Annotated in this window: 20 protein-coding genes; 11 read left to right on the top strand and 9 right to left on the bottom strand. The window is 58.5% G+C overall.

Going from position 1 to position 21603, the window contains the following annotated elements; genetic code table 11:
* Nucleotides 1-66: 66 nt before the first annotated feature.
* Together XM1_RS13820 and XM1_RS13815 are read right to left on the bottom strand one after the other, a co-directional pair.
* Nucleotides 67-618, bottom strand: coding sequence for a hypothetical protein (locus tag XM1_RS13820; RefSeq protein WP_068434355.1), 552 nt, complete (start codon nucleotides 616-618; stop codon nucleotides 67-69).
* Nucleotides 618-1028, bottom strand: coding sequence for a TIR domain-containing protein (locus tag XM1_RS13815; protein ID WP_068434352.1), 411 nt, complete (start codon nucleotides 1026-1028; stop codon nucleotides 618-620). The genes XM1_RS13820 and XM1_RS13815 overlap by 1 nt, the downstream gene beginning before the upstream one ends.
* A gap of 297 nt (nucleotides 1029-1325) precedes the next feature.
* Between XM1_RS13815 and XM1_RS13810 the strand changes: the two genes are divergently transcribed.
* Nucleotides 1326-2117, top strand: coding sequence for a hypothetical protein (locus tag XM1_RS13810; RefSeq protein ID WP_068434350.1), 792 nt, complete (start codon nucleotides 1326-1328; stop codon nucleotides 2115-2117).
* Nucleotides 2118-2233: 116 nt separating this feature from the next.
* Here XM1_RS13810 and XM1_RS13805 read toward each other — a convergent pair whose 3' ends face one another.
* Complete coding sequence (locus XM1_RS13805) at nucleotides 2234-6646, bottom strand: AAA domain-containing protein (RefSeq protein WP_068434348.1); 4413 nt, start codon at nucleotides 6644-6646, stop codon at nucleotides 2234-2236.
* 174 nt (nucleotides 6647-6820) lie between these two features.
* Here XM1_RS13805 and XM1_RS13800 point away from each other — a divergent pair, with 174 nt between their 5' ends.
* A complete protein-coding gene (locus XM1_RS13800; RefSeq protein WP_068434347.1) occupies nucleotides 6821-7384 on the top strand; it encodes a Pycsar system effector family protein in 564 nt (187 codons plus the stop codon).
* Nucleotides 7384-8334 carry an adenylate/guanylate cyclase domain-containing protein gene (locus XM1_RS13795; RefSeq protein WP_068434345.1) on the top strand — a complete coding sequence of 317 codons (951 nt, stop codon included), beginning with the start codon at nucleotides 7384-7386 and terminating at the stop codon, nucleotides 8332-8334. The genes XM1_RS13800 and XM1_RS13795 overlap by 1 nt, the downstream gene beginning before the upstream one ends.
* Before the next feature lie 6 nt (nucleotides 8335-8340).
* Here the strand turns inward: XM1_RS13795 and XM1_RS24160 are convergent, their stop codons facing one another.
* Nucleotides 8341-8526: a hypothetical protein gene (locus tag XM1_RS24160; protein ID WP_156428739.1), complete on the bottom strand. Its 186-nt coding sequence runs from the start codon at nucleotides 8524-8526 to the stop codon at nucleotides 8341-8343.
* A gap of 137 nt (nucleotides 8527-8663) precedes the next feature.
* Between XM1_RS24160 and XM1_RS13785 the strand changes: the two genes are divergently transcribed.
* Nucleotides 8664-9041, top strand: a complete 378-nt coding sequence (locus XM1_RS13785) for an XRE family transcriptional regulator (protein ID WP_068434341.1) — start codon at nucleotides 8664-8666, stop codon at nucleotides 9039-9041.
* A gap of 39 nt (nucleotides 9042-9080) precedes the next feature.
* Nucleotides 9081-9275, top strand: a complete 195-nt coding sequence (locus XM1_RS24155; RefSeq protein WP_156428738.1) for a hypothetical protein — start codon at nucleotides 9081-9083, stop codon at nucleotides 9273-9275.
* A 161-nt stretch (nucleotides 9276-9436) separates the two neighbouring features.
* Here the strand turns inward: XM1_RS24155 and XM1_RS13780 are convergent, their stop codons facing one another.
* Nucleotides 9437-10099, bottom strand: a complete 663-nt coding sequence (locus XM1_RS13780; protein WP_068434339.1) for a hypothetical protein — start codon at nucleotides 10097-10099, stop codon at nucleotides 9437-9439.
* A gap of 129 nt (nucleotides 10100-10228) precedes the next feature.
* Here XM1_RS13780 and XM1_RS13775 point away from each other — a divergent pair, with 129 nt between their 5' ends.
* On the top strand, nucleotides 10229-12310 hold the full coding sequence (locus XM1_RS13775; protein ID WP_156428737.1) for an ATP-binding protein: 2082 nt from the start codon (nucleotides 10229-10231) through the stop codon (nucleotides 12308-12310).
* 118 nt (nucleotides 12311-12428) lie between these two features.
* Nucleotides 12429-13097, top strand: a complete 669-nt coding sequence (locus XM1_RS13770) for a response regulator transcription factor (RefSeq protein WP_068434335.1) — start codon at nucleotides 12429-12431, stop codon at nucleotides 13095-13097.
* 163 nt (nucleotides 13098-13260) lie between these two features.
* Here the strand turns inward: XM1_RS13770 and XM1_RS13765 are convergent, their stop codons facing one another.
* Nucleotides 13261-14001 carry a GGDEF domain-containing protein gene (locus tag XM1_RS13765; RefSeq protein WP_068434332.1) on the bottom strand — a complete coding sequence of 247 codons (741 nt, stop codon included), beginning with the start codon at nucleotides 13999-14001 and terminating at the stop codon, nucleotides 13261-13263.
* Between the two features lie 148 nt (nucleotides 14002-14149).
* Between XM1_RS13765 and purE the strand changes: the two genes are divergently transcribed.
* From purE to XM1_RS13750, 3 genes are all read left to right on the top strand, one after another.
* Nucleotides 14150-14671 (top strand): 5-(carboxyamino)imidazole ribonucleotide mutase, encoded by a 522-nt coding sequence (gene purE, locus XM1_RS13760; protein WP_068434330.1) that lies wholly within the window; start codon nucleotides 14150-14152, stop codon nucleotides 14669-14671.
* Entirely contained in the window at nucleotides 14668-15777 is a 1110-nt protein-coding gene (locus XM1_RS13755) for a 5-(carboxyamino)imidazole ribonucleotide synthase (RefSeq protein ID WP_068434328.1), read from the top strand. The genes purE and XM1_RS13755 overlap by 4 nt, the downstream gene beginning before the upstream one ends.
* Before the next feature lie 209 nt (nucleotides 15778-15986).
* On the top strand, nucleotides 15987-16598 hold the full coding sequence (locus XM1_RS13750) for a DedA family protein (protein WP_068434326.1): 612 nt from the start codon (nucleotides 15987-15989) through the stop codon (nucleotides 16596-16598).
* Here the strand turns inward: XM1_RS13750 and XM1_RS13745 are convergent.
* The 3 genes from XM1_RS13745 to XM1_RS24145 all read right to left on the bottom strand — a co-directional run bounded on the left by XM1_RS13745 (nucleotide 16592) and on the right by XM1_RS24145 (nucleotide 18421).
* Nucleotides 16592-17398: a transglycosylase SLT domain-containing protein gene (locus XM1_RS13745; RefSeq protein ID WP_068434324.1), complete on the bottom strand. Its 807-nt coding sequence runs from the start codon at nucleotides 17396-17398 to the stop codon at nucleotides 16592-16594. The genes XM1_RS13750 and XM1_RS13745 overlap by 7 nt on opposite strands.
* Before the next feature lie 442 nt (nucleotides 17399-17840).
* Nucleotides 17841-18017 carry a hypothetical protein gene (locus tag XM1_RS24150; protein WP_156428736.1) on the bottom strand — a complete coding sequence of 59 codons (177 nt, stop codon included), beginning with the start codon at nucleotides 18015-18017 and terminating at the stop codon, nucleotides 17841-17843.
* A gap of 83 nt (nucleotides 18018-18100) precedes the next feature.
* Complete coding sequence (locus tag XM1_RS24145) at nucleotides 18101-18421, bottom strand: hypothetical protein (protein ID WP_156428735.1); 321 nt, start codon at nucleotides 18419-18421, stop codon at nucleotides 18101-18103.
* Nucleotides 18422-19138: 717 nt separating this feature from the next.
* Between XM1_RS24145 and XM1_RS23490 the strand changes: the two genes are divergently transcribed.
* A complete protein-coding gene (locus XM1_RS23490; RefSeq protein ID WP_172821926.1) occupies nucleotides 19139-21577 on the top strand; it encodes a nitrate- and nitrite sensing domain-containing protein in 2439 nt (812 codons plus the stop codon).
* Nucleotides 21578-21603 lie beyond the last annotated feature (26 nt).

Here is a 21603-nt window from a genome sequence, read left to right as displayed (position 1 = left end):
ATCTCACTTCGCAATTTGCCCAACGACGCAGATATCTGGCATAGAGACCGCCAACTTCATTCAGAGCTAACGCGCCACTATCATAACGACCTTCTCCCACCACCCCATTTCCGGCACCACCATCACTACCGCGACAATCGATATGGCGATCGCCAACATCGGCATGGTCCGCTCCATGGTCGACAGGCTGACGTGCTTCTTCCACCACCCTTTCCGATCACGGTTCTTGAAGAACTGCCACTCGCGGTCAAAGGCGTCCATGGGCAAGGCAGCCTCCATCTCATGGATCACCTTGAACTTGGCCTCGTTGAGATCCCTGTAATAGGCCAACGATCTGTGCCAGAGGACCCCAATGAAGAGGGCCGCCATGGCCAACACCAATTGCAGCGGCTTTGCCTTGTCCGAGAGTTTATCCGGAACCAACGCGAAGGCCGTGGCCGCCGCGGAGAGCACCAGCATGTACATATTGCTGGCCTGCATCCTGCGGGCGCTGACCCGATCCGCCATCTCGACATAGAGCTTGTACTGGTCGAGTAGGTGAACCTCGAATTTGTCCTCGGGATACCCTTCACGCTTGGCTTGCAGCGCAGATATCGGCTTGTCGGCGATCTCGGACATCAGATCGAATGCCTACGCACGGCATCGACTATGCTGGCGGTATTCCATCCAACGATTTCGCGGGCGGCCTGAGTAACAGCCTGTGGCATCATCTGGGATCCCCAGGGTCGAATGCCCACGATCGGCTTGTTATAGGATCTGGCTATGTCGATCTCCTTCTGGATCCAATCCCGGTAGGAGACATACATGCCGCCGATAATCAGCACGCAGTTGACCGGGCGAATCTGGCGATCGAGTTCACTCGTCAGCTTGGCCGCACTCCCACCCGTCAACGGATCGGTCTTTGGGACCGAATAGTTGCGCCAGGCAAAAAACGGTGCTGCGTTCAGGAAATCGACGAGCTTGGCGTACACCTCGGTGTAAGTCCAAGCATGCGAAATGAACAGATCGTATGTCTTCAGCGCGGGCATTGGACCCACTCCCCAACCACCAATTGGCGCAATATATCTTCACGTGCCGATGAACGCAAGATGTTGTCATGTGGCGACGCGATAACGCTAGATGGAGTATCAAGCGCCTCTGGCTAAATTCCCCTCCCAATGAGCGCAGGGAGACAGACTTAGGAATCCGGGGGCGTCAAGACTGATTTTCAGATGATTCAGCGATCACTGAATATTGACTTATTAGTGCCATGCTTATAATAGATTTATTGATCTCAGATTGAGATGATCCGGGCATCAAATTTCCACGGATCAAGGAGATCAATCATGAGCACCGCCCCTGTCGTTGATTTTGCTGTTCGCCCCTTGCCCAGCAAGCGGCACCTTCGCAACGCCACCAAGCTGCTGCTGGAGGTCCATGCCTTGAGCAAGGTCTCCCGTCAGGAGCTTTGCGATCACCTGGGCATTCAACCCACCAATCTTTCGAACTGGAACAGCTTCGTCGAATGCAAGATTGATGGCGGGGCTCCGTCGGTGGAAACAGCCCGGCGGCTGCTTGACTTCTGCGCCCCGTATCTGCTGGCTAAGAATTCGGTTTTGCTGACCGATGTCCTGAAGGACGCCATCCTCATTTCCATGATCCTTGATCGGGACGATACGCCGACCGAACAGATCCTGCGGGGATTGACCTATAACGTCGACCGCGAGTTGAACAAGTTTCGGAAGTTGATCGTTCGCCATTCAGCCAAGTTGCCGAACCGTCTGAAGAAGCGGTATGGCCCCGTGGGGTTGGCCATGCATAAGGCCCAGGATCAAAGTGCGCTGCACCGTGATCGTCTCATCAAGGAAGTTACCGACGGCATGATTCGCAGCGGCGAGATTGACAACGAAATCGACGCCATTCTCAAGCGTAGCGAGATCGAGGGCAAGGCTGAGCAGCTTGAAATGGAGCGCGATGCCCTGGCCGAAGAGAATGAGCGCCAGTGGGAAACCCAGCAGATCGTTGAGGCGGTTCTGGATGAAATCAAGGACACGTATGGCCTCGATGATGATCAGCGTGCCAAGCTGCGGCCGATTATCCGAGATCGGGTCGAGAAGGAAAACTTGGCTGTCGAATAAACGCCATCGCTGCCTGTTGCCCTTACAGTGGCTGCGTTCATGCCAAAATCTGGCATGAACGTGCCATGTTCTGGCTTATGTCGATGTAAAATCTGACGGTCGCGCAGATCCAGCCATCACCACCGCCGACGACGCCTCCGCCTTACACCACCATGGCCAGCGCGACTGGTCTTGTCGGCCAGCTTGCAGTGGGCACAAACCCGTCCATGCCCACCGGCGCCCTTCTTCAGGGACTGATCCCAGAAGTCCTTAAGGTCGCGGATCTGGTTGCAGCGCTGGCACATCTTCTTGTCGCCGTTCTGCAGATCCTCGACATCGCTCCGGATCGCCTTTACCCGCTCATGGTCATCATCATCCTCGGCGGCCTTGATCAGTTCGGCCAGGCGACGTGACAGCGTCTGTGCCGGGTCCGTACCAAGGTTGAACCGATTGATGCGCAGGAACTTGTAGCCATACGACTCGATGATCATCTGCCGCTCGATGTCGTCCGGCTTGTAATACTCCGCCCAATTCCCGACATGGACGTTCTTACGGTCGGTGAAGTGTTCCTGGAAGCCGTCGTACTCGATGATGATGTTGATGGGCTTGCCGTCCCCATTGCTGTAGGTCAGCAGAAAATCGGCCCGATATGAGGGGTGCTTGTAGAACGGATCCAGCTGGCGCAGATAGTCGCCGATGGGAAACTGTGCCTGAACCTCGATTTCATCCCGATGGTTCTGAACGAAAGTCGCGGCATTCAGCCATTGGAGAACCTTCCCCTCCATGGGCGAGGCCGGATCGACCTCATGCTGCTCCGGCATGGATCGATCATTCAAAATCCGCTCGTAATGCTGCAGCACCGCCCGCGCCGAGCCGACATATTGGTCAATCGGCTTCGACAGCACGAAGTGGATGCATTCCTGGGCGCGCGAGAATCCCACATTCAGGCGCTGGACCTTCAATGCCTCCTCGACCCGGTCGAAGGCGTTCGTCAGATCGACCGGGAAGATGTAATTCAGCGAATCCTGGGTCGCGGTGGCGACCATGGAATAGAAGATGATCTCGCGTTCCTCGCCCTGGCAGGTGTCGAAGGTCATGACCTTGAGCTTCAACTTCTCTTCGTACAGCTTGCCATTCGGGGAGTTGAAAAGCTCCTTGGCCAGCAAGGTCACCTGCTCACGGAACGGCGTGATGACGCCAACCGTCGGATATTCCGCGTCATCCTCATCTGATTCTTCGAGAATCGCATCCAATTCCTCGCGGATGAATTCCGCTTCCATGGAATTGGTGTTCCGATAGCGCTCCTTGCGGCCGTCATGATCCAGAACGGTGAATTGGATGACATCTTCAACCGGGCATCCACGCACCTTGATGGCCTGCAGGGCGCCGCCATAGAAGGTCTGGGAGCTGAAGCTGATGAGTTCCTGGTAGCCGCGGAAATGCTTCTTCAACATCGTGGTGTAGTTTGCGATCAGATCGAAGAAATCCAGGATCGACCGCTTCACGTCGAACATGCTGGCCCTGACCATCTTATCGGCGGCATCGGAGACGTTTTGGCGGAAGAAGGACTGAAGTTCCGCCGTATAAGAGGCGTTGATCTCGGTGCTGGCCTGGGCTGACTTGATGTTGCTGAACTGACGGTTGTCACCCATCACCAGAACCTTCTTGGCGCGCAGCAGCGCCGGGAAAGCCTGGGCAACGGACACTTGCGACGCTTCGTCGATAATCACCAGGTCGAACATGTCCCGCTCGAGTGGGATGTATTCGGCGAATTCGCGGATGCCGGCAATGATGCAGGGAAAGGCGTCCCGCAGCTTGGCGAAAGCCTCGGTTGGGAATTTCTGACGGGTCCGGATGACTGTCGCCAATGTCTTGGCCGTAGCCGCGGAATTTTCGGCGAAGGATAGAAACCGGCTATCCATCTCATGGGTCATCTGAGTGGCATAGAGCTGCTCAAGCCTCGAGCGCTCAGCTACGAAGTCGAATTGAGGAACCTGTCGCTCATGGTGGCCGATCATGGCCCACAGCAGGCTCATCTCCGCGGCGTCAAGGCACAAGGAGATAAATCTCTCAATGCCGCTCTCATCGGCCCATGTCACCGAACGAAGCTCCGGAAACGCGGCCAGCGTGCTGGCGATGAACCCGGTCAGGTCCGTACAATTCGGGAAAGCGGAGCGGCCCTTGTGAACTGACTGGGCAAAGATCCAGTCGAAATCTTCCTGTGGAAGAGCCCAAGCCTCAATAACCTCTGTGATGGCGGGCAGCAATCTGGCGACGGTCCGGATGTCACCGAGGCGCTTATGGACCTCGAGGATGCTCGACAGCGGAACAGCCTGATTGAATGCCGCATGAGTCTCCCGCAGGGCTGCGCCGCGGAACAGATATCCCAGAATTGGGAGCTTCAGACTGTCATAGCGAACGATGAAGCTCTCGATGACAGAGTGGTGGCTTTGGGGATCGAGTGACTTGAACACGCTGAACGCGTGCCGCTCCTGGTGGAGAGCACTCATCTGCGACGCCAGCGCCAGCTTCTTCATGGTGCCAACGACATCCTTGGGAGATGTAGGGCTGAAGCTGATGATTTCGCCGATAGCCTCTGCACCAGAAGGGCTGACCAGCCAGTCCCTCACAGACTGGATCGATTCGAGGGTTACCTTCGCTGGCCTGGCACTGCTTTCACCGATTACCTTGCCAGAGTTAGGCAGCCACTTTTCGATGGCGGCCTCGAGCTCATGGAGGCGATGAATTTGCTGGATTGAAACAGCCGACAGGTGTTCCACCGATGCTGCGATATTGGCGCGCATCTTTTCCCTGGCCGCCTTGATGTCGGCCTTCAGCTGGCTTCGCTGCCCCTTGGCGGCGTTATGATAGGTCTTGATCTTGCCAATGGATGATTGGGTCAGCAGCTTGGTATAGGTGCCGCCCTGGCGGCCAAGGCGCAGAATAGGATTCTGGAAGCTATCATGGACCCGGACCCCATTGATCGCCTTGGTCAGTTTATCCTCGACCACGTCCAACGCTTCTCCCTTGTCGGACAGAATCAGGACGGTCTTGCCGTTCAGGATGTGGTCAAAGGCGATGGCGGTGATGGTATGCGACTTACCGGTTCCTGGTGGTCCCTGGATCACCAGATAGCGCACATCGCTCCGGCCTAACGCCTCCAGCACCTTGCGCTGCTCTTCGTTCAACGGGATGGGAGTCTCGGCGACCAGTCGATCCGGAACGCTGACGTTTTCCCAATGTTCATCTACCGCAGAATCGAACCGGGCGGGATCCTTGTCGATAAATCCGGTCACGACATTGGTGAACAGCTCGGCGACGGCGCCGCCTTGTCCCTTCAGCTCGGTGAGAAGGGTCTCGTAGTCATTCAGCAGGGCCTCATCTGACTTGTCGAACACGGCGAAATGCAGATTCGCTGTGATACGGATATCCAGTGACCGCCCCTGCCGGGGGCCATCGGTGGCGATGGTCACCTGCTGATCCAAGTCGAAGATGCTTTGGATGCGACGGATCACCCGATCGATCTCAGTGGCCTGCGAAACGTCGGGCTTGAGATAAATGATCCGATCCTCGACCGGGTTCATAGCCAAGCGCAGACCGGAAATCTGGGCCTCTTGGGAAACCCAATCCACGGCCGCCTTGTTGACGAAGACGCGGGTATCGAGTTCCAGGACGAAAGAGGCGCCATCCTCGCCCTGTTGGATGCCGGCGGCGATGTAGAACAGCGGGAACGATGCGGTCTTGAAGTGCAGATCAGCGACATAGAGATAGAGCTGGAAATTGTCTCCGGCGAGCTTGGCGTTGCTGTGGAGCTCGCGAATCTCGTTGTAGGCGTCCGAAGCAGCAAAGGTGTCGAAGTAGTCCGACATGTGCCGCTTGGCCTGGGTGGTATCGAAGAAGTTGGTGAAAACCGCCTCGATCTTGTCGGCCTTCCCCGAGACGATCAGCGAGTTGAGCGCCGACGGCAGATGCTCCCCCAGATCCCGGGTCAGCGCCTCGACGATCTCGTTCTGGATCTCAAAGATGGATTCCTCGGCATCCCATGACGCAGCCTTGAGATGCACTTCCAACTGGGTCAGCAGCGGCAGCACGATGTTGGCGGCCACGGCATCCTCTACCGAGGCGATGATGCCTTCAATCCAGCGCTCGGGATCTTCGACTGATTTGCTGAGCGAAGCCTTGGCGTCATCGACGGTTCTGGCAGCGATCTGGGCGAATTCCCGATCGGGAATGGCTTCAATCTGCTGAGTGATCAGATTACGCAGCGTAGCGCTGATGCGGGAAACGTATTTGCCACGGGTGATCTTGATGGAAGCGCCCTTTTCAGTGGCGGGCTCCCGGATCAGATCGAGGATGTCGCGGTTTAGCCGGTCGTACTTCCTCAGGGAGAAGGACATGAGCTGGCCGGCGGCATTCTTCACCACGATCCGGCGACGCGGGGCTTTCTGACGCTTGAAGTCTGTTTCCAGGAAATCGAGGAAATACCGGCTTACGCGCGTTCCGAAATCGAGCAGCTTGTTGCTGCCGGTCACGCCGGACAATTGGTTCATACGCCCCACCCCAACTCTGTGACGCCCTGGATTTCACGGCTGAAATACCCTCGGCTACGCACACGCGATCAGAGTATAGGGGATCAGGAGATAATTCCAACCGCGCCCTGCCGTCGGACACGCGACAACACGGACCGCCTCACATATATTCACCCTTCAGAAGAGGGGGTGGACATGAAGGATGACCAGCAGGAGGCATACGAGAAACTGCTGTCCGCCAGCCTGGCGCGGACGGTGGATTGGCTGAAGTTTGCAGAGGCCAAGAACGCAGCTCTGCTCACGTTCTGTTCGGCCTGGGTGCTGGGCAGCATTGGCGTGCTGGCTAGGTTCAAGGACCTGCCGCCGCAGTTAGCCGCCGCCCTGAAACTGGACGCCATCCTGTTCGGAATCGCCGCGATCATTGCGGTCTTGGCCATTCTTCCCAAGCTGAAGCTCTCCGATTTCGTCGGCACCACGGCGCCTTCAGGAAAGAATCTGCTCTATTTCGGAGATGTCGCCTCCCTCGACTCCGAGGTGTTCAAAGAGCGGGTTCGGAAGGCATACATGCCGGCGGCGGACACCTCGACGACGGACGCTTATCTTGACGACATGGCGGCGCAGGTGGCCATCAACAGCCAGATTGCCACCCGCAAGTTCAAGCTGTTCGAGCGCGGCGCGAAGCTGACGCTGGTGGGAATGCTGGTGATGCTGTGGCCCCTCAGCGCCATGGTGTGCGAGTGGATCAGGAGCTTGTTCTGATGGCCGGACCGACGAATGAATTCAAGAATGATATCGCCGACGAGGTGGCTACCATTCTATCCGCTGATTTTGCCATCAACGTCACCGATACTCAGTCAGTCCCCCACTTCGGTAATCCTGCCATCACCTTTCCGAACCTGGACGCCAAAACCCAGGGCTGCAAGCTCATCGACACCTGCGTGCTCTACATCGACATTCGACGGTCCACGGATCTTAATTTAAGGCATCAAGCTTCAACCCTCGCCAAACTTTATTCGGCTTTTGTTCGAGCGATGACCCGCTGCGCCAGGCAGCATGAAGGACATGTCCGCGGTATCATCGGTGATCGGGTTATGGTGCTGTTCGACACACCAGGCGCCGTCGTAAACGCGGTGGATACAGCGATTTCGATGAACTCGACGGCCCAATACGTGATCAACAAGAACTTCCTGGCCAACGATGTGACGTGCGGTATCGGCATTGACATGGGGAAAATGCTCGCAACCAAGACCGGTATTATCAAACGCGGCCACGAAAATCAGAATTACAAGAATCTGGTTTGGCTTGGTCGACCAGCCAATGTTGCGTCAAAGCTCACGGACGCGGCAAACAAGCCCGAGGAATCGGTGATTATTCCAGCTGCGGAGATCCTGCGGCAGACGAGCTTATTAGGCATCCCGACATGGCAAGACGCTTGGTGGCCAACCGTCATGAACGGTTTTTTCCATGCGGGCGGTTGGGGCCATACCGATATTTTGCTCTCTGGCGTAAGGGTCGTTGACCAAAAGGTCATCCTCAAGCCAGCTACCCCGCCAATTTTGATGACAGAAGAGGTCTATGCGGCAATTAAAGTGGCTCAACCACAGCGGTTGAGTATCGTCAATAATTGGTTCGACAAGGTATCCATTACCGTCCCCGGCTACGACCAGGTGGTCTATGGCGGCGATGTCTTCTGGAAGAACTTCCGCTGAGAATAGTTATGGGCGTTGATTACTGGAATGATGAGCCTCAGAGGCGTTCTGGCGTGCCAGCCTGGCCAGGCGTGCGGCCGCATTTGGCATCACGCGCGCCGGTTCTTCGAATGTCTTGACCCAGCCATCGAAGACGTCGTCCGGCAGGACTATCGCGAGTCGGGTCTGGGAGGTGTTGGATCCGTCGGACATGTTGTCACCTTCGGGTTCACCGACCTATCTGAGGCAATTACCAAACGCTAATCCGCTTCAGTACGCGCATCAAGGCAACATTGAAGATATAGCACTAACTACTATATCATGAGGCTACACCCCCGCCGGAGGGCAGAATGGCCAGCAAGAATCTTGACGTAGGCGAAGTCGTGAAAACGGCCTTCCTGGAGGCAGGACGCGACGAGACCGTGGCGGTCGAGGAGGCCATCAAGGCCGAAGCAATCATGTGGCTGTCTGAGCAGATCAAGGATTCCGGCCTGACCCAGTCGCAGTTCGGCGACAAGATCGGCTGGTCACAATCCACCGTTTCCGCTCTCCTGCGAGGCAACCTGGAGGACTACAGCGTTGCCCGGGTCAACAAGGCGCTGGCCGTATTTGGTGCGAAGATCGAGATGAATCCCAAGCTGGTCAAACCTAAGAAGGCACGGACCAATATTCTTGGCGCCATGCGCGGACAGATTCGAATAGCGCCTGATTTCGACGACCCAGGGTGAATGAAGGAGCAAGCCAAGCAGCAGCCTAGGAGTTAGATCATGTCTTCTGATGGTGATCTCTATTCAGGTAAAGATGTCCGCCAGGGTGTGCTGGAAGCTCGACGCAACACCCCCGTCGCTCGAAATGACTGGAGCGACTTGTTCGCTGAAATTAATCAGGCCAAGTTTGATATCTCCAGCCCATCTGACGATGATGGTCTTGGCCTGACCGACGAAAATATGTTTGGCGGATAAGCGAACAGAATCCGGCAAAATTGTCGGCTAGTGTCGCCTTATGCTTCAAATAGTTTCATCTTATGATTCAATCACAGGCATGAACGCCGCTGAAATCCTAGGGACACGGTTTCAGCTTATGGTTCACCGGACAGCGCGGGCATCCTGCCCGCAGAAAACCGTTACTTCCCCTTGCGCCCCTCGAGCAGCGGCTTGAGGCTTTCCACCGCCTGGACCACCTTGTCCGGCGGCACCTGACGCAGGTCGAAGCCGAACCAGCCCTTGGGCACTTCGAACACCTGGCGGTCCACCGCCCCCACCCGCATGTCCGACAAAATCATCTCCACCGGGGAATCGTCGCCGTCGGCGCTGCTCAGCACGCCTGTCGCCTTGACCACGATTCCTTCGCGGCTGGTCCAGATATCGCCGGAGAAACCGCCCTTGGGCCCTTCGGCCCGGGTCTTCCAGCGGGTGGCCTTGATGCCGGCGACGGTCTCGTCGCGCAGGCGGGTTCGGCTGGCGGTCCAAGAATCCAGCCCGCCCACCATGCCAGCGGCGGCGCGAAGCGACAGGCCCACATGCCATTTCCCCGACATGCTCAGCAGGGTGGCGGAATCGGCCTTGCGGTCGATCAGGATGCCCTGGCCGCCGCCGGCGGTGGCCACCTCGCGCCGCTCCAGCCCCGGCATGTGCCAGACCCGGCCGTGATAGGTGCCCCGTGACGACGTGACCGAGAAGGCGGCGGTATAGGAGACCGGCGCGTCCAGCAGGTCGAGGGCGGGTTCGGCGGCCAGGGCGGCACCGCCCCAGGCAAGCGTCAGCAGAAAAACGATGAGATGGCGCACGAGATCCTCACTGATGGCCGGCCGCGCAGCAAAGCACGAGCCGCCTTCATGCTCAAGAGGCACCACAATCCGGTTGCGCCGCCCCTCCCGCACCGTATCATCGTCGGGGAAAGCAGGGAGAGGGCGGGAATGTCCCAGGGCAGCGACACGAATACCGGTCGGCGCAGGATGGATCAGGCGGCCAATCTGCTGGTCCGGGCCACCGAAGCCCTGCTGCAGGCCTCGGACGAACTGGAACTGCTGGAGCAGATCTGCCTGATCGGCGCCGAGGCCGGCCACCGCCTCACCTGGATCGGCTACGCCGGACAGCCGCCGGACCGCAAGGTGACGGTGATGGCCCGCGCCGGCTATGCCGTCGATTACCTGAACGATCTCACGGTCAGTTGGAACGACGACCAGTACGGCCAGGGCCCCACCGGCATCGCCATCCGCAGCGGCCAGCCCTATGTGGTCGCCGACACCCGCACCGACCCGATCTTCGCGCCCTGGAGCGCCAAGGCCGAACTCTACGGCTTCCGCTCCAGCGTCGCCCTGCCGGTGGGCGAAGGCGACAGCCGCATCGGCGCCATGATGTTCTATGCCGCCCAGCCCGGCATGTTCGACGCCCAGGTGGTCGGCATGCTGATGGGAGTGGCGCGCAATCTGTCCCACGGCATCGCCACGCTGCGCATGCGGGCCCGCCACCAGCAGGTCGCCAGGGAACTGGCCGAGAGCGAGCAGCGCTACCGTTCCCTGGTGGAACTGGCCCCCGACGCCATCGTCGTCCATGGCCACGGTTCGATCCTGTTCGCCAACCAGGCGGCCATCCATGCCTTCGGCGCCAGTTCCTGGGCCCCTCTCACCGGACGGTCGGTGCTGGATCTGGTTCATCCCGAAAGCCGCGGCGACGCGCTGGAGCGGCTCGACTCGCCGCCGCCCGGCCACATCCTCAACCATTACCGCCTGCTGCGCCTGGACGGCACCCCCTTCGAGGCGGAAGTCCTGGCCTGCTCGATCTCGTTCCGGGGCTTGCCGGCCCGCCTGCTGGTGGTCCGCGACATCAGCGAGCGCACCCGGGTGCAGGAGACCCTGCTGCAGACCGCCAAGCTGGCCACCCTGGGCGAGATGGCCGCCGGGCTGGTCCACGAATTGTCCCAGCCGCTCAACATCATCCGCCTCACCGCCGAGGGCGCCCTGATGCTGATCGAGCGCAACAAGGCCAGCCAGGATTTCCAGACCCAGCAATTCACCATGATCGCCGAGCAATGCGAACGCACCGCCGAGATCATCGACGACATCCGCATCTTCTCGCGCCGAGACACCACCCCCATCCAGGTGTTCGACGCCGCCTTGGCGGTGCGCTCAGCCATCGAGGTGCTGGACGGCCAGTTTCGGCCCGATGGCATATGCGTCCGCCATGAACTGCCCTCCGCCCCGCTGCCGGTGCGCGGGCGACGTATCCAATTGGAGCAGGTGATGATGAATCTGCTCAACAACGCCCATCACGCGCTGCGCGATTCCAAGGAAAGAATGCCTGCCGACTGGAACGGCGAGATTACCGTCAGCGCCGTCCGCCGGGACGATCATGTGGAAATCGTCATCGCCGACAACGGCCCCGGTATCTCCGAATCCATGAAGACCCATCTGTTCGAGCCGTTCTTCACCACCAAGGAGGCGGGGCGCGGCACCGGACTCGGCCTGTCGGTCAGCCACGGGCTGATCACCGCCATGAAGGGTTCGCTGGTCCTGCAAGACAGTCCGGTGGGCGCCTGCTTCGCCATTTCCCTGCCGCTGGACATGGATGCCGCCGGCCCGATCCCCCTGCCCTCGCTGTCGCCGGCCCCCCTGCAGGCCGGATCCGGCGACGCCCATATCCTGGTGGTGGACGACGAAGCCACCGCCGCCCAAACCCTGGCCCGCTACCTGCGGGAACTGGGCTACCGGGTCAGCGTGGCGGGCACCGGCATCGAGGCCTGGAAGCTGTTCTCCGAGGACCCCGCCGACGTGGTCATCACCGATTTGCGCATGCCGGCCGGCAATGGCGAGCAACTGGTGGAGAAGCTGCGCGACTACGATCCGCTGCTGCCCATCGTCATCGTCACCGGCCACCTGGGCGCCACGGAACGGGTCGCCGCCAATCTGGAGGACGACCGCTGCGCCGTCCTGAAGAAACCGGTGGCCCTGGGACAATTGGGCGAACTGGTCACGGTTTTTCTCCAACCGCCGACCTAGTAATTTTTTCAGCGGCGCCTTGCTACTCCATTGTTTGTTCCAAAAAGCTTGTTTATACTTTCGAGTAGGTTGGGGCCCCTCGCCGGGGCAGGGGTGACTGATTTTGGGAGCGGGACTCATGCAAATCCTGGTGGCTGACGACCACAAGCTGGTCCGCGATGGCTTGAGGCCATTTCTGCAGGAACTCGATCCGAGCGTGGAAATTCTGGACGCCGCCACCCTGGGCGAAGCGATCAAGGTCATCGAGGAGAAGCCCGGAATCGGGCTGGTGCTGCTCGACCTGATGATGCCGGGCATGGACGGCCTCTCCGGCCTGCAGCAGATCAAGGCCCGGGTTCCCGAAACCCCGGTGGTGATCGTGTCGGGCTATTCCACCCGCGATCACGTGGTGTCGGCCGTGCAGGCCGGAGCCGCCGGCTTCATCCCCAAGACGGTCAGCGGCACCGCCATGGTCAACGCGTTGCGCCTGGTGCTGTCGGGGGAAAAGTACCTGCCGTCCAGCACCTTCTTCGAGGACCCCGGCAACCAGTCCATCACCCCGGTGGCCGCCAAGCCGGCCGGCGCCCCCCCGCCCTTCGACCGCCTGTCCCGGCGCGAGGGCGAGATTCTCGCCCAGCTGGTCGAGGGGCGCACCAACAAGGAAATCGCCATCGCGCTGTCCTTGCAGGAAATCACCATCAAGGTCCACCTGCGCAACGTCTACCGCAAGATCGGCGCCGCCAACCGCGCCCAGGCGGTCCGCATCGCCCTGCAATCGGGCTGGGTGATGCCCGAAGTCATCAACTGAGATTTGCCCGGATAAGGGGCCGCGCCCCGTAAATCCGCACCACCTTCGCTCTCGTCATGCCCGGACTTGTTTCGGCCATCCACGTGGATGGCCGGGTCAAGCCCGGCCATGACGGACAGAGGGACTCTAAAATCCATGCCCATCCGTGTCTTATGAGACTGGCCTAGCCCGGCAGGCCGCGCCGCGCCCGGTCGGCGGCGGCGACGGCGGATTCGGCGTTCTCGCCCGGCTGCAGCACGTGGTAGCCGGAAAACAGCGCGAAGCTGTGGACGTCGCCCTGCCAGTAGAAGGGCTGCAGGTTGATGCGCTCCATGATGTCGCGCACCTTGTCGCGGGCGGCGGCCAGTTCGGTCCCCGACAGCAGCAGCGCGAAATCGCTGCCCCCCATCAGCCCCACCGGGTCGGAGGTGCGCAGCGAGCCCACCAGATGGGCGGTGACGTGGCGCAATGCCCCGTCGCCGGCCGCCAGCCCGTGGGCCTGGCGCAAATGCTCGATTCCCGCCACATGCAGCAGCACCAGGGTGCCCGAACCGTGGCCGGTGCTGAGCAGCGCCTCCAGCTCGCGGATGAAGCCGCGGCGGTTCAAGGCCGGCACCACCGGATCGCGCTCGGCCAGGCCTTCCAGGAAGGCCTGACGGCGCCGCGACTGGGAGTCCATCCAGCGCAGGCGGTCGGCCTCGCCCAGCAGGCCGGTCACCGCCTTCAGCACCGCCGGCGTGATGGCGGCGTCGGGCAGCCCCAGGATCGAGGCCACGTCGGCGATGCTGTGCTGGATATGGGGCGGCTCGTTGGGCGGATAGGGCGAATGGGGATGATGGCCCGGCGGGTGCGAATCCCTGTCGAGGGCGTATTCGTTGACGTGCCCGACGGAATAGACCGGTTCGCTGCGAAACTGGTTGGCCATGCTTCCCCCCACGGGAAGTACGATTTCAGGGCATGGTAGCACAGGGACAACAAGCCTGTCCGAATTTTCAGCATTCCGTTCTTGCGTCCGGGGCGCGTCTGCATATAATTCCGCCCTTTCTCTTCCCGAGGCAGGGCAGGAACACAGCATGGGCAAAGCAGCCCCCCCCCAGGTCGGCATCATCATGGGCAGCCAGTCGGACTGGGAGACCATGCGCCACGCCGCCCAGGTGCTTTCCGACCTCGGCATCGCCTTCGAGACCCGGGTGGTCTCGGCCCACCGCACGCCCAAGCGCCTCTACGACTACGCCACTTCGGCCAAGGGCCGCGGGCTGAAGGTGATCATCGCCGGCGCCGGCGGCGCCGCCCATCTGCCCGGCATGGCCGCCGCCATGACCACGCTGCCGGTGTTCGGCGTGCCGGTGGAGAGCAAGGCGCTGAAGGGCATGGACTCGCTGCTCTCCATCGTCCAGATGCCCGGCGGCATTCCGGTGGGCACCCTGGCCATCGGCAAGGCCGGGGCGACCAATGCCGCCCTGCTGGCCGGCGCGGTGATCGCCCTGATGAATCCCGAGGTGGACGCCGCCCTGGAGGCCTGGCGCGCCCGCCAGACCGATTCCGTGGCCGAGGCCCCGGTGGACCCCGATTCTTCCGACCTGATCCGCCCGTGAGCAAGGATCCCGCGTCGTCGCCGCTGCCTCCCGGCAGCACCATCGGCATCATCGGCGGCGGCCAGCTGGGCCGCATGGCCGCCCTGGCGGCGGCGCGCCTGGGCTATCGCGTCCACATCTTCACGCCCGAGACCGGGTCGCCCGCCGCCCAGGTCAGCGACGCCGCCACCATCGCCGGCTATGACGACCAGGACGCCATCGAGCGCTTCGTCCGTTCGGTGGACGTGGTGACCTTCGAATTCGAGAACATTCCGGCCGAAAGCGTGCGGCACATGGCCGAGCACGTGCCGGTGCGCCCGTGCTGGAGCGTGCTGGAAACCGCCCAGGACCGCATCAACGAGAAGCGCTTCTTCAACTCCATCGGCATCGAGACGGCGCCCTGGCGCGCGGTGGGCAGCCTGGACGAGCTGCGCCAGGCCATCGACGAGATCGGGCGGCCCGCCGTGCTGAAGACCGCCCGGCTGGGCTATGACGGCAAGGGCCAGGTCAGAATAGGCCCCGACACCGACCCGGCGGAAGCCTGGGCGGCACTGGGCAAGGGCCTGGACCAGGCCGGCCAGGGCGTGCTGGAAGGCTTCATCGACTTCCTGGGCGAGATCTCGGTGATCGTGGCGCGCGGCGCCGACGGCGAGTGGGCCGCCTTCGATCCCGTGTGGAACGTCCACCGCGACCACATCCTCGACACCACCACCGTGCCCGCCCCCATCGCGCCGTCGCTGATCGGCCAGGCCATGGACATCGCGCACCGCGCCGCCGAGGCGCTGGGCGTGGTCGGCCTGCTGGCGGTGGAGATGTTCGTCACGCCCAACGGCCTGCTGGCCAACGAAATGGCGCCCCGGCCGCATAATTCCGGCCACTGGACCATGGACGCCTGCGTCACCGACCAGTTCGAGCAGTTCGTCCGCGCCGTCTGCGGCCTGCCCCTGGGTTCGCCCGAACGGCATTCCGACGCCGAGATGAAGAACCTGATCGGCGCAGATGCCGACCAGTGGCTGGACATCCTGAAGGACCCCACGGCGCGGCTGCATCTCTACGGCAAGGCCGAGGCCCGGCCCGGCCGCAAGATGGGCCACGTCAACCGGATCGCGCCCCGCTCCGACCGTTGAAGCTTGGACTTGCCCTTGGCCTTAGCGCGTGCCTCCGCACGCTTGGCTGCGGCCTCAATGGCCGCAGGTCGCGGCCAAGCGCCGCTCCAAGCCCCGGTTTTGGCCGCCAGCGATGACGATTTCGTAACCAAGCGATTTCGCCGTTGACCCCTGCCCTATATTGCCGGATTTTTACTGCCGGTTATTACCCCTAGAACTATGGGATTGCCTTGGAAGAGCTGGTTGTCCACGTCCTGACCGAATACGGATACCTGCTCTATCCGCTCATCACCGCCTGGACCTTCATCGAGGGCGAGACGGTGGTGATCGTCACCGGCGTCCTGGCCTCGGAAGGCCGCTTCCGCATCAACGTGGAACTGCTGGCCCTGGCGGCGCTGACGGGCAGCTTTTTCGGCGACCAGCTCTACTACTACATCGGCCGCAAGTACGGCGCTCCGCTGCTCAAGCGCTGGCCCAGCCTGACGGGCCGCATCGACTGGGCCTTCGAGACCGTCAACCGCAGCCCGGCGATCTTCATCCTGTCGTTCCGCTGGATCTACGGGGTGCGCAACGTCGCCCCCTTCATCGTCGGCATCGCCGGCGTGCCGCGCGTCAAGTATCTGGTGCTGAACTTCATCGCCGCCGCCATCTGGGCCCATTCCTTCGCCTGGGGCGGCTATCTCATGGGCCGCAAGCTCGAGGAATGGCTGGGCGACAGCAAGTGGTTCGTGCTGGGCGGCTTTATCCTCTTCATGATCGGCTTCGGCGTGTTCGGCGCCATGCGCGGCCGTTCCCAATGCGCCCCCAAGCAGGCCGGGGAACCGTCCGACCCCGCTCAGTAACGGGTGGCGGTGTTCAGCGAATTGCGCGCTTCCTGGAAGCGGACCCGGCGCATCTGGTATTCGGCGACCCGGGCCTTGCGGTACGCGTCGGCGATGCGGCCGGCCTCGTCACGGGCGGCCTGGGCGCTTTCCCGCCAGGCCTTGCGCATCTCCTCCACCTGGGCGTTGCCCGGCACCTGACGCAGCGGCGGAGCCGACGGCACCGGCTTGACGCGGGCCGAGGCCACCTGGGTGCCGCCGGCGGCATTCGGCGGAGCGTTCCACACCTTCATCAGTCGCTCGCGATAGGCGGCGGCCAGATGGGGGGTCTGGGAATGGTAGTAGGACGCCGCCGTCGGCCAGTGATTGGTGGCGCCGAACAGACCTTTGAGGAAGCGGGCGGCATAGGCCACGTTGGCCGCCGGATCGAACGCCTCGTCCAGATTGGCGAAGGCGGTGGGATGGTGGCGCAGGTTGACCTGCATGCAGCCCACGTCGATATTCTGCACGCCCCGGGCCTTGAGGCGCTTCACCTCGGCGATGGCTTCGGCCTTGCTGGGCAAATATCGCCCCTGCCCCTCGGCCATCACCGTCCACGGCCAGGCAATTACTGCCTTGTGCTGGGAATCGTAGCGCCCCGATTCGACGATGGAGATGGAATGGAGCAGCGCGGTGGGAATGCCGTAGAGGCGCTCCTGGGTGGCGGCCTCGGCGGCGCACAAACCCTCGTTCGCCACCGTGGGAACGGCGCGGGCGGGAAACGCCGCGACGGCCAGCGCCGCGCCCAATCCCACCATCCATGCCATCCGTCGAACCGACATCACGCGCTCCGAGAGCCCAAGAATTGCCGGCATTCTTGCATACCTCATGCCAGGATTTCCATGATTCCCGCCACGAAGTGGTCATACCTGTATTGCGTCCACCAATGGGGGAAAAGCCGGGATTCCGCAGGTTTCTGCGGATTTTCACCCAAATTTTGGCTTGCCTCGCCCTGGCTCCATCGATATATATTGCAGTGCAGCAAAGGACGGTCCTCGGACCCCTTTCCTGCTTTCTTGGACGTTTCCTCCCTAAACTCAAGCCGCTGGGGCAACCCAGCGGTTTTTTTTGATTTTTCAAGGGGTTCGCATATATCGAAAAATGCTAATCCCCCACCCTTTCCCCCACATTCTCCCCCACAAATCTGCCCCGTTTCCTGGGAGAAATCACGAATACCCGAGCAAGTAGCCCATCAACTACGTATGATGCCACCCCGCACTAGCGTTAGATGACATCATCGACCTTCAAAAACTCTTCGCATTCAAAGCACTTTAGGCGATTTGAGAGAGTGATAACAAATGTAATGCCGCCACAATGCGAGCATGGGCGGGCGTAATCATCTGGGTCTCGTTCAATTTCTTTTTGGTGATTAGCAATTTGTGATTCTTGAATGGTGCTCATGATGTATCCTTGAGAAAAAGTTTGCCGCGAACTATTTATCAAATATGCATGATTTCGCTACAAATGCAGGATGGCTGTCTATGTCAGTGTAAATTAGATGCTCGCGTTGCTGCATTTGCAGCATCACATGATGCCTGGACTGAAAAATAATCTGATTTGTTACTGAACCATGCGGTGACCTGGGTGACCACATGGGCAAAGGCCACTTCAAGGTGCTTCTGGGATAACGGGCCACCACCTGGGTCGGTCAGCCGCGTATGGCCTGCACACGCCAGCAAGGATTTTTGCAGGATGGCAAAGCCTTCAGCATCGACCTCGTAGGTTCGTCTCCAGGGGAAAATCTCACCTATCGTTTCAAGGCGGCGGTCGATGTCGCATTGTGGGTCGTAAATTCTGGTGTTCATGATGGTTACCTTTCATTCGAGAGGTATTTATCCTGCGGGTGCAGTCTGATGGCCGGGCATTGTGGCCGTGCGACGACTAAACGGATAAGTCCCGAATTCACACATTGATCACAAACGAAGAATCCCCCCCCCTGATTTTGGCGGAGGTTGGTTTGCCTCATGCCATCGCGATGAGCCGAGCCCAAGCTGGCGGCAGAGGCGTATCGGGCCACGCTGGCTCACCTGTTGGATCCGACATCAGTTATCCCTTCCCTATTCCATAATTCCTTCGGCATGCCCCCACGTGTGAGCAGCAAACGGTGAAAGAAGGGGATTTCGAAATATCATTATCACCACACTCATAGGTAATAAATCGCAGTACCCCGATATCGAAATGCAGGTGCTGTATATGAAAGTTTAAATCCATCCACCTTTTGAATACATCTTAAACCAGCCAAACATTCCTCCCGTTATGAGTGCAAATTCCAAAATTACATACTCACAATGTGAATGCGATATGAACCCCTATACGAATAAAAAATACATAGTATTTGGTGAAATATAGTAACTACTCTGGATTTGATAAACATCAACTGTCGTTGGCGAAATAATGTGAAACTCTGTAACAATATGATTCTTTTCTAAGCTGCCAAACATATAGGAGAATACTAGAGCAACATGGCAGTTGATGCAAATTAGAGCCGATATAATTTAATTTGAGGCTGGGATATCATGAGAATGGAATGGCACGCCACGTACGAGACGGGTGTAGACTTCATTGATGCAGACCACCGTGGCCTCATGGAATTTATAAACCAGCTTATCGGCTGCATAAATTCTGATGAAAATAGAATACTCAGCATACTGAATGAGTTTTTAATTCAATTCAGAAGGCATGCGTCCAGAGAAGAAGCTATTCTGAAAAAGTTCTCATTTGATCAGCTAGATGAGCACGCAAAAGAACACAGCGAGGCTATTGGGCAGATTGAAAAGTTCATAGGTTTGCTCTCTAACGATAATTCTGGACCTGCGGTTGAGGCGGTTGTTTCGTATCTTACCAATTGGTTTTTTGATCATGTTGTTGGCAAAGACCTTCAGCTTTCCACCCTTTACCGTCAGCATGGTGCTGCAAAGCAGCGTCGCACGACAGGTATCTTAGATGCTGTTGATGTCTTTCTGTGTAGGTTCAAGGTTAAAAACCGCATCTTAATGGCCGCATTGATTCCAAGCATTTTGGCGTTTGCCGTAACATTTTTTCTTATATCCGGTAAGCTGGATGTTGTTAGTGAAATGAAGCGTGTTGAGGCTCTCGCTGATTACGCCGTTAATGTTGGGAATCTTGTTCACGAGTTACAGGGAGAGAGAGGTGTAACTGCCCTTGTTATTGGCGGAAACAATGCTCAGCGTTCAAACCTAAATTCTCGCCGTATCGAGGTTGATAGGTTGAGAAAAATTGTCTCAACCAACCAAATTGGCAACAGCACTAACGCACTTGATAAGCTTGATGAAATTCGCACCAGCGTAGATAGTGCCACCAAAAAACAGGCGGATATCGTTGACGAATATTCGTCCTTGATAGTTCGGCTCCTTAACAATTTGTCGGACGTTGCCCAAAGTCTTGAGAGTGCAAAAGTTTCAAACCAACTGAATGCTTATCTTTCCCTCACGCAAGGCAAAGAACGTGCGGGACAGGAACGTGCAATTGGTGCCGTTGGATTCTCCGAGGCATTCCCATCGTGGAGATACAAACGATTTATTGATAGGTCTGCTCAGCAAGCTGCATATTTTAACACCTATAAAAATCTTGTTTCTCAGGCAAAAAAACAAGAATTTATGGACATGATAAGCGGTCAAATCGCAAGCGATTATGAAAAAATTCGAGATTCTGCCGCTATTAATATGAATCAAGGTAGCATTGACCCGCAAAGTTGGTTTTCTGCTGCCACAGCCAGAATTGAAGTTCTTAAAAAGGCGGAAAATACCGCTGCCAATGACCTAATGTTTATGGCCTCATCAATCCGGTTAAAAGCTCAGAGTGATTTGTATCTAATTTCAGCGGCAATGGTTCTGTTGATGGTTGGGGGAATTATTGCAACTTCTCTAATTATTCGTAGCGTGGTCACACCGTTTACTGCATTGACTGCCACAATTTCAAAAATTGCGTCAGGAGAAAAAAATACAGCGGTTCCCTGCCTCGAACGTGAGGATGAAATTGGGGAGATGGCTCGGGTCATCATGGTGTTTCGCGGAGCTTTGCTATCCAATGACACAATGCAAGCAAGGCAAATTGCAGAGGGTGCCTTTAGAGAAACAAGGATTTTACGGCGTGAGCAGCTAACCACTGAATTTGACGAGAGGATATCTCAGTTTGTAGGGGTACTTGCGTCATCTTCAACGGAGTTGGTTGCCACAGCTAACGAAATGGCTCGTGTAGCAGGTGATACGACTAGCCGATCAACTGCGGTTGCAGCGGCATCGGAAGAGACCAGCGTTAACATCCAAACTGTTGCATCGGCCGTAGAGGAACTTGCTGCTTCGGTGTCCGAAATCACACGGCAAGTAAGTCAGTCTGCGACCATATCCGCAAATGCGGTCCAGGAGGCTGAGCGGACCGATGGAATTGTCATGGGGTTGTCAGATGCAGCAAACAAAATTGGAACTGTAGCCGCTCTGATTGAAAACATAGCAAGCCAGACCAATCTGCTGGCACTCAACGCCACTATCGAGGCGGCCAGGGCTGGAGAGGCAGGTAAGGGCTTTACAGTGGTTGCTAACGAGGTGAAAAACCTCGCATACCAAACCGTTAAAGCAACCGCTGATATCGGTGAACAAATTCGTTCAATACAAGAGGCAACAAGTGCTTCCGTCGAGGCAATCAGAACAATTGGAGGCACTATTCGTGAGATAAATGGCATTTCAACCGCCATTGCATCTGCTGTTGAAGAGCAAAGTGCGGCCACAAGTGAGATTAGCCGCAATGTCCATGAGGCGTCTAAAGCGGTAAACGATGTTAACAAAAATATTGCAGATGTGTCCTCGGGGGCAAGTCAAACTGGGGCAGCAGCCTCCCAGGTGCTTCAGGCTGCGGGGGACGTTTCGAAGCAGTCCGAACTAATTCGAAAAGATGTTGTTCAGTTTTTGAGCGGCATTAAATCGATCCAGCAAAATGCTGGTTAGTGCTATGAGTGATGAATTAATAAGTG

It is taken from the genome of Magnetospirillum sp. XM-1, assembly GCF_001511835.1.
In the GTDB taxonomy this organism is placed as follows: Bacteria; Pseudomonadota; Alphaproteobacteria; order Rhodospirillales; family Magnetospirillaceae; genus Phaeospirillum.
Note: the sequence above shows the minus strand (reverse complement) of the source record. Positions and strands in the feature narration are given on the sequence as shown.

Bases quoted from the DNA above. Each gene is read 5' to 3' on its own strand.
- XM1_RS13820 (WP_068434355.1), bottom strand. From the start codon at position 618: ATGTCCGAGATCGCCGACAAGCCGATATCTGCGCTGCAAGCCAAGCGT.
- XM1_RS13815 (WP_068434352.1), bottom strand. From the start codon at position 1,028: ATGCCCGCGCTGAAGACATACGATCTGTTCATTTCGCATGCTTGGACT.
- XM1_RS13810 (WP_068434350.1), top strand. From the start codon at position 1,326: ATGAGCACCGCCCCTGTCGTTGATTTTGCTGTTCGCCCCTTGCCCAGC.
- XM1_RS13805 (WP_068434348.1), bottom strand. From the start codon at position 6,646: ATGAACCAATTGTCCGGCGTGACCGGCAGCAACAAGCTGCTCGATTTC.
- XM1_RS13800 (WP_068434347.1), top strand. From the start codon at position 6,821: ATGAAGGATGACCAGCAGGAGGCATACGAGAAACTGCTGTCCGCCAGC.
- XM1_RS13795 (WP_068434345.1), top strand. From the start codon at position 7,384: ATGGCCGGACCGACGAATGAATTCAAGAATGATATCGCCGACGAGGTG.
- XM1_RS24160 (WP_156428739.1), bottom strand. From the start codon at position 8,526: ATGTCCGACGGATCCAACACCTCCCAGACCCGACTCGCGATAGTCCTG.
- XM1_RS13785 (WP_068434341.1), top strand. From the start codon at position 8,664: ATGGCCAGCAAGAATCTTGACGTAGGCGAAGTCGTGAAAACGGCCTTC.
- XM1_RS24155 (WP_156428738.1), top strand. From the start codon at position 9,081: ATGTCTTCTGATGGTGATCTCTATTCAGGTAAAGATGTCCGCCAGGGT.
- XM1_RS13775 (WP_156428737.1), top strand. From the start codon at position 10,229: ATGTCCCAGGGCAGCGACACGAATACCGGTCGGCGCAGGATGGATCAG.
- XM1_RS13770 (WP_068434335.1), top strand. From the start codon at position 12,429: ATGCAAATCCTGGTGGCTGACGACCACAAGCTGGTCCGCGATGGCTTG.
- XM1_RS13765 (WP_068434332.1), bottom strand. From the start codon at position 14,001: ATGGCCAACCAGTTTCGCAGCGAACCGGTCTATTCCGTCGGGCACGTC.
- purE (WP_068434330.1), top strand. From the start codon at position 14,150: ATGGGCAAAGCAGCCCCCCCCCAGGTCGGCATCATCATGGGCAGCCAG.
- XM1_RS13745 (WP_068434324.1), bottom strand. From the start codon at position 17,398: ATGTCGGTTCGACGGATGGCATGGATGGTGGGATTGGGCGCGGCGCTG.
- XM1_RS24150 (WP_156428736.1), bottom strand. From the start codon at position 18,017: ATGAGCACCATTCAAGAATCACAAATTGCTAATCACCAAAAAGAAATT.
- XM1_RS24145 (WP_156428735.1), bottom strand. From the start codon at position 18,421: ATGAACACCAGAATTTACGACCCACAATGCGACATCGACCGCCGCCTT.
- XM1_RS23490 (WP_172821926.1), top strand. From the start codon at position 19,139: ATGGAATGGCACGCCACGTACGAGACGGGTGTAGACTTCATTGATGCA.